This is a genomic window from Hyphomicrobium sp. (genome assembly GCF_019753045.1).
GTDB lineage: Bacteria > Pseudomonadota > Alphaproteobacteria > Rhizobiales > Hyphomicrobiaceae > Hyphomicrobium_B.
This window is the reverse complement of record NZ_JAIELN010000032.1, coordinates 1-5,995: the sequence shown is the minus strand read 5'-3', so window position 1 is coordinate 5,995 and position 5,995 is coordinate 1. Positions and strand designations below refer to the sequence as shown.

Sequence of the window (5,995 nt, the reverse complement as noted above, 5' to 3'; positions counted from 1 at the left end):
TTACCGGCTCGAGCTCAGCGTGAATGATCAGCCGCCCCTGCTTCACGTGATCGGCGGCAAGATCACCACCTATCGCAAGCTCGCAGAAGCGGCGCTGAAATTACTGCACCCGTATTTTCCGCAAATGCAGCCGGGCCGGACACGAGAGACGTCGCTGCCGGGCGGCGATCTTGGCGGCCAAACCTTCGATCTTTGGTTCAAAGACTTCGCGCGCGCGAACCGAGGCTTCGAGCAGGCCTTCCTTCGCAGGCTTGCCCGGCGGTACGGCACGCGAACTTCGAAGATCATCGCTGACGCCACGTCCGAAAAGGACCTTGGCGAAGACTTCGGCTGCGGCCTCACCAAGCGCGAAGTCGCCTATCTGAAATCGGATGAATGGGCTGAGACCGCAACCGACGTTCTCTGGCGGCGAACGAAGACAGGCCTGCACCTCAAAGGCGACAGCGCGCGCATCGCCGATCGCATCCAAGCCTGTCTCGACAAATCTTGATCCCCGCCAGCTGGCGAGGCGCGCTTACATCAGGCGGCGGCGTTGGGCGCGAAGCGCACACGTCGCGGGGCATACCGATTCCGCGCAAAGCAGCTGATTGGCGCTACGAAGAGCAGCAGCGAGCGCCAGCGCACCATTCAGGGTGTCGCCAATGTCCTCGGTGCCGATCAGTGCCGCGACTGACGCCGTTAAAGCCTGCCGCTCGTTATGCTGACAGGCAGCGATAATCGAGATCGCGAGACACTCGTCGCGGCAGAAACTGCGGCAGCCGGCCGGCGAGATTTCTATGTCGCGCTGAGCGCTGGCTTTGACCGCGCGCACGAACTTCGAAAGATCGAGAAGCAACGTCTTGGCATTCTCCGGGCCGAGCATGCCCGAGAACGTGTTCCACGCATCTTCCCAGCACTTGATGTCGCCGGTCGAAAGACCAGCAAGCCAGCAGCGGAAGCCGACGCCGACGAGCCGTTCCGGCGCGCGCGCGGGAAGCGGCACGACCTTGGCCGAGCGCCGCACATGTTGAACGGGGGTGTTCGATGCCGAATTAGCCATTGTTGCAAATCTCCGCAGAGAAGTGCGCTAACGATGCGCAAGAGCTGGAGCAGCAAGCGGCGTGGGATTTGATGGCGCTATCGAGCGCCCACAGAGCAATTGTCATTTCGACTCCAATAATCAGGGTTCAAGGCCCCGGTATCGGTTAGCGCCAACGATGGCGCGGGCATCGCGATGATGCCTCACCTTGAGCTAGCGCGAGGAAGATGGCCCGGTCAACCATTTGTAAGCGGCGGCGCTTACATTAGAATTTTTATAATTTTCAACTGGCTAGGCAGGTGCGTTCAATAGCCGGGCCGACTACTCCATCCGGCGCGAGAAGTCGCCGAAAACGATCAGTGCGGCAGTTCCGCCTTCGGGAATACTTTCGATCTCGAACTCGGCGCCCATCTCGCGAACGAGACGCGCGACGAGTGGCAGGCCGATGCCCGTGCTGGCCGCCCAGGGAGGCTGCAACTCTGCGGCCGAAGCCTTATAGGCAGCCGAACGCGTTCCGTTCATGCCGCGGCCGGTGTCGCTGACGACGAGGAAAACACGCCCGTCGCCGATATGGCCCGTCTCCACGCGAACGTCGCCGCCGCGCGGCGTGAACTTGATCGCGTTCGTCAACAGGTTCAGCAGGATCTGGCGAAGCGCTGTCGGATTGGCGACGACGTGCGGGCGGCTTCCATCGCTCTTGAAGTCGAGGGTCAATCCGCACGATTGCGCGAGCGCCTGCACGCTCGACACCGTCCGTTCGACGAGCGCATTGAGATCGAGCGCGATGAGCCGCGCGACCGGCATGCTCGACGACCGGTCCCGGTTCAAAAGCAACGACGTTATGACGTCGAGCGCATGCGTCGCGCTTTCGTGGATATCCGCCGCATAACTCAGATATCGCTCGTTCTTCATCTCGCCGAGCCGTTCGTCGCGCATGATCTCGGAAGCCGCGGCGATGGCGGTCAGCGGTGTTTTGAGTTCATGCGCGAGCTTCGCGAGATGATCGGCATCCATCACGATGAGCGGCTGAGGCGCTGCCTCCACCGCTGCCGCTTCTGCCGCTCGCAACGCATCGATTTCCGCGGTTACGGCCGCATACAGCGGAGCCAGATTGCGACTGCCGGAGGATGCAACCCCCGGAATTTTCTGCTCGGGATCCGGCGCCTCGGCTTCGTCGACAACGTGAAGGAGCAGAACTTTCGAGCCCTTCTTGCCCTGCCTCGTGACCCGGCATTTCAAGCGTTTCAGAAGGCCGCTGTTCCAGAATACGAGCGTTTCGACATCCCCTTTGCGGTAATCGCCCTGAAGCGCGACCTGGGGCGCGATCTGCCGCAGCTTCGCGACGGCGGGCGTCGCGGGATCGAGCGCGATGGGAAACGACGCGTAGGGAAAAAGACCGAGCGCGGCCGCCCCTGATGGCGTCGCACCGAGAATCTCGGCCGCCTCCGGGTCGATCGTAATTACGGCCTGCGTTGCAGGCGCGGCATCGAGCGGCGCAAGTTCATCACGCTGGACCGGCATTGCGGGTTTAGCGGAGACCGCCATAGGGAAAATCGCCCGTTCAAAAGGCTCATGCGCAACGCACCACGATCATCTACGTGATTTGCGGGCGGCCAGGACGGCAAACGCGTGATTTTCCACTGTCATCGGCGGCGAGAGGGGGCTGCTTGCGAGCGCGGCCCACCCAAACGCATCTGACTACAATCTCGGGTAGAACTTGGTTCAGGCCGCGACTCAAGCAGCCTTGTCGAGGACCGCTGCGCGCAGTTTCTCCGGATCGCGCTCGCCGTGGTCGGCCAGATCGAACACCATCTCGATGATGTCGTCGTCGGGAATGTTGAGTGACCGCTCGTGAGCCTCTTCGATGATGCTCTTGAGCAGGCGATGGAGGTCCTTGAGCTCGTCGGAACTATAAGGGCAAAGCGTCATGATGTTCTGCATCCCCCCGGAAACAGCGTCGTAATGAACCAGTTGGCGTACGAACGCAACGGGACCGCCTGGGTTCCTCGCGTTGCCGCTACGATCCGTAAGGGCACCCAAAAACTGGTATACTTAAGGCGAGAGCCATAAGTCGCCCTTGACCCCTGGCTCCCGCTGTGTTGGAAACACGCGGCGTGCGCTCCCATCGGGATCGCGCTGTAGCCGGGATTCATTAAAGCGCGACGACGCGGTGTTTTGCACGTGCAACGCCCCGCCCGATCGCCCTAAAATCATCCCAGGCCATTTGGCATGCCGCCTTAGCTCAGTTGGTTAGAGCGCTAGATTGTGGATCTAGAGGTCCCCGGTTCAAATCTGGGAGGCGGTACCATTTCCATCCGGCATCACTCGATATGATTCGGTTCCAACGACCGGCCGTCGAACAATTTGCAAAAATCGCCTGAAGATAAGGATCTTCCCGCTAAAGGCAGTCAGTAGCCTAGCGTCGCGGGCATTCGACCGCTGCACAACCATCAGGAAAAATCGGACAACGAAAGCTCCGGAATCAGATATCTTTCGGAGGGCTACAACTATCCTTTTACGGAGGTTCAGATGGCCGACAATGCGTCGAAAAGATCCCCGGCGGCTTCGACAAATAGCGAGGCGCCCTGATGCCGTTATTACCCAACACTTTACCGCTCGAAAACCTCCTCATCAAAGTAGTGGATGTCGTCGCGAATTGCATCGGTGCGGTCGGCAGTCCCTTGATTTCAAACTGGGCAAAAGTCAGCGGCTCCAAAGCCGAAATGAAAGCCCTTCGAATTCGCGCCAGAGGGATCATCCAATTAAAGGCAGAAATACGGGAAATACGGGAAGGGAGAAAAGCAGTAACCGAAGACTTCAAGCTCATTGAGATATTTAGAAGTGAGGCTGAGCAGGCAGACCATGAATTGGCTCAGACCAAGGAAGATTTACTAGGATATCTGCAGGCTTCGGGCATCAACGTCCAGAACCTCGTCGAAGTAGAAAGACAATTGAACCTTCTACAGATTGGCATCCAAGCCATTGAGCAGTCCTCGGAAGAGGGGGATGCGACCAAAGAAAATAAGCCAATAGACGACGATTGGATGGCTCAGTGGCGAAACCGAGCCCAGGACGTATCTAACCAGGATATGCAGCAACTTTGGGCGAAGGTTCTCAAGGAAGAAACGAAAAGCGCCGGTCAGTTTAGCATCCACACGCTAGACCTTCTCAGCCGTATGTCCCGCAAAGACGCCGAGCTAATTGAGAGGCTTGGGCCTTTCGTCCTCAACAACGCATTTGTGAGCGCGAGCGCGTCAGACTTCATTACAGATGACCGACTTACGATTGATGAACTTCTATTCCTCCAAGACCTGAAGATTCTAAATTCCGTGGGGGCGTTACACGGCACGATTCAAACTTATATCGGCAGACGCCAAACCAATCAGGCCCAGCACATCTTCATCCTCACAAATTACGACAAGTGTTTGCTTTTCGTACCGAAGAACGAGAACCCTGAACGTCTAGCGTTTGCATCGTACCCGCTTACGCGAATTGGTCGCGAGATTCTGTCATTGGCTTCTTGCAAAGGCGATAGCGACTATCTGAGGATCGTTGCAAACGAAGGGCGAGCACAGAACATCAAGGAAATTTTTGTTTGTGACTTGGTAAAGTCCGGAGACACGCTGAGTTGGTCAAACGGAGAAACAATATGGAAATCGGATCAATAGGCTGGGTCATGTTTATTGATAATTCCGACCCACCCCCTCACTTAACCTGCCGCTTCTCCAACTTCCGCGCCAGCGTCCGGCGATGCATCCCGAGCCGTCGCGCGGCTTCGGAGATATTGAAACCGGTATCCACCAGCGTCTGGTGAATGTGCTCCCATTCGAGCGTCTTGATCGACGTCGGCCGCTCGGTCAGCGCGATGCCGCTGTCGCCCTCGGCCCTGCCGAACGCTTCCTCGATATCGTCCGAACTCGACGGCTTAACGAGGTAATGCCGCGCGCCGAGCTTGATCGCCTCGACCGCCGTCGCGATGCTCGCAAATCCCGTCAGCACGACGATCACCGTCGACGGATCGTGTGCGTGCAAAGCCTCGACGCACGCGAGCCCGGATTCCCCGTTTAACTTCAGATCGACGACCGCGTAGCCCGGCGTCCGCACATCCAAGATCGACTCCAGGGCCTCGCGCCCCGATGCGACGTCAACGACGTATTCGCGACGCTCGAATGATCGCTTCAACGTGTTCGCGAAAGCGGCATCGTCTTCGACGATCACGAGCGTGCGATTAGTTTCCATGCGATCGCGCTCCCAGGGCCAAGGCAGCAAGCGGCAGCTTCAACGTCACGGTGGCGCCGCCTCCATGTTCTTGGGGGCGATTGGCTGCCGAGACGCTACCCCCGAGCTTGCGTACCACATTCACCACGAGGAACAGCCCGAGGCCGCCGCCCGGACGTCCCTTGCTTGATTGATAGGGCTTGCCGAACTGAGCGAGCATCTGCGGCGCAAAGCCTGGCCCACGATCCGAAACGCGAATAGCGAGCGAATCCCCAATGCGTTCGACGAAGACGCCGATCCATGCGGGAGATGAATCGTAAGCGTTGTCGATCACGTTGAAGACGACCTGCTTCAGCGTCGAGTCCGACACGATCGGAAGATCCGCACCGAAAGCGTTGGTATAATCGAGCGATGTCGGCGACCGCGCGGCGCGCCATTCTTCCACGAGCTCGTTGACGAAGGTATTGACCGTCGTCACACGCGGCGCTTCTCCGCGGGCTTCGCCCGCCGATAACAAAACGCCGGTCAGGATCGATTTGCAGCGCTTCACCGCCGCCTGCATTTCCTCGACCTCTTCCAGCAACTCGGGGCTCGATGCGATCGCCGGCACGCGCCGCCAGTCCCCGAGAATGACCGAGAGCGATGAGAGCGGCGTACCGAGTTCGTGCGCCGCGCCCGAGGCGAGAAGGCCCATCCGAACGATGTGATCTTCCTCGACAGCGTGCTGCTTTAGGGCCGCGAGCCGCGCATCGCGCTCCC

7 protein-coding genes and 1 tRNA gene are annotated in these 5,995 nt (G+C 59.0%); 3 read left to right on the top strand and 5 right to left on the bottom strand.

Going from position 1 to position 5,995, the window contains the following annotated elements; genetic code table 11:
* Positions 1–490, top strand: a 490-nt coding sequence (locus K2Q04_RS21825) for a glycerol-3-phosphate dehydrogenase C-terminal domain-containing protein (RefSeq protein ID WP_291167708.1), incomplete at its 5' end; no start/stop codon positions are given.
* 24 nt (positions 491–514) lie between these two features.
* On the opposite strand, the gene K2Q04_RS21820 is transcribed toward K2Q04_RS21825, so the two are convergent.
* The 3 genes from K2Q04_RS21820 to K2Q04_RS21810 all read right to left on the bottom strand — a co-directional run bounded on the left by K2Q04_RS21820 (position 515) and on the right by K2Q04_RS21810 (position 2,947).
* Positions 515–1,039: a hypothetical protein gene (locus K2Q04_RS21820; RefSeq protein WP_291167703.1), complete on the bottom strand. Its 525-nt coding sequence runs from the start codon at positions 1,037–1,039 to the stop codon at positions 515–517.
* A gap of 300 nt (positions 1,040–1,339) precedes the next feature.
* On the bottom strand, positions 1,340–2,563 hold the full coding sequence (locus K2Q04_RS21815) for a HAMP domain-containing sensor histidine kinase (RefSeq protein WP_291167694.1): 1,224 nt from the start codon (positions 2,561–2,563) through the stop codon (positions 1,340–1,342).
* Between the two features lie 189 nt (positions 2,564–2,752).
* Positions 2,753–2,947 carry a hypothetical protein gene (locus K2Q04_RS21810; RefSeq protein ID WP_143117849.1) on the bottom strand — a complete coding sequence of 65 codons (195 nt, stop codon included), beginning with the start codon at positions 2,945–2,947 and terminating at the stop codon, positions 2,753–2,755.
* 302 nt (positions 2,948–3,249) lie between these two features.
* Between K2Q04_RS21810 and K2Q04_RS21805 the strand changes: the two genes are divergently transcribed.
* Both K2Q04_RS21805 and K2Q04_RS21800 read left to right on the top strand, forming a co-directional pair.
* Positions 3,250–3,326 (top strand) — tRNA-His (locus tag K2Q04_RS21805).
* Positions 3,327–3,606: 280 nt separating this feature from the next.
* A complete protein-coding gene (locus tag K2Q04_RS21800; RefSeq protein WP_291167686.1) occupies positions 3,607–4,686 on the top strand; it encodes a DUF2806 domain-containing protein in 1,080 nt (359 codons plus the stop codon).
* A gap of 37 nt (positions 4,687–4,723) precedes the next feature.
* Here K2Q04_RS21800 and K2Q04_RS21795 read toward each other — a convergent pair whose 3' ends face one another.
* Together K2Q04_RS21795 and K2Q04_RS21790 are read right to left on the bottom strand one after the other, a co-directional pair.
* A complete protein-coding gene (locus K2Q04_RS21795) occupies positions 4,724–5,257 on the bottom strand; it encodes a response regulator transcription factor (RefSeq protein WP_291167683.1) in 534 nt (177 codons plus the stop codon).
* Positions 5,247–5,995: HAMP domain-containing sensor histidine kinase (locus tag K2Q04_RS21790; protein ID WP_291167680.1), on the bottom strand; the 749-nt coding region annotated here is incomplete at its 5' end. The genes K2Q04_RS21795 and K2Q04_RS21790, both read right to left, overlap by 11 nt.

Excerpts from the sequence above, each read along its gene's own strand:
- K2Q04_RS21820 (WP_291167703.1), bottom strand. The coding sequence starts at position 1,039 with ATGGCTAATTCGGCATCGAACACCCCCGTTCAACATGTGCGGCGCTCG.
- K2Q04_RS21815 (WP_291167694.1), bottom strand. The coding sequence starts at position 2,563 with ATGGCGGTCTCCGCTAAACCCGCAATGCCGGTCCAGCGTGATGAACTT.
- K2Q04_RS21810 (WP_143117849.1), bottom strand. The coding sequence starts at position 2,947 with ATGACGCTTTGCCCTTATAGTTCCGACGAGCTCAAGGACCTCCATCGC.
- K2Q04_RS21800 (WP_291167686.1), top strand. The coding sequence starts at position 3,607 with ATGCCGTTATTACCCAACACTTTACCGCTCGAAAACCTCCTCATCAAA.
- K2Q04_RS21795 (WP_291167683.1), bottom strand. The coding sequence starts at position 5,257 with ATGGAAACTAATCGCACGCTCGTGATCGTCGAAGACGATGCCGCTTTC.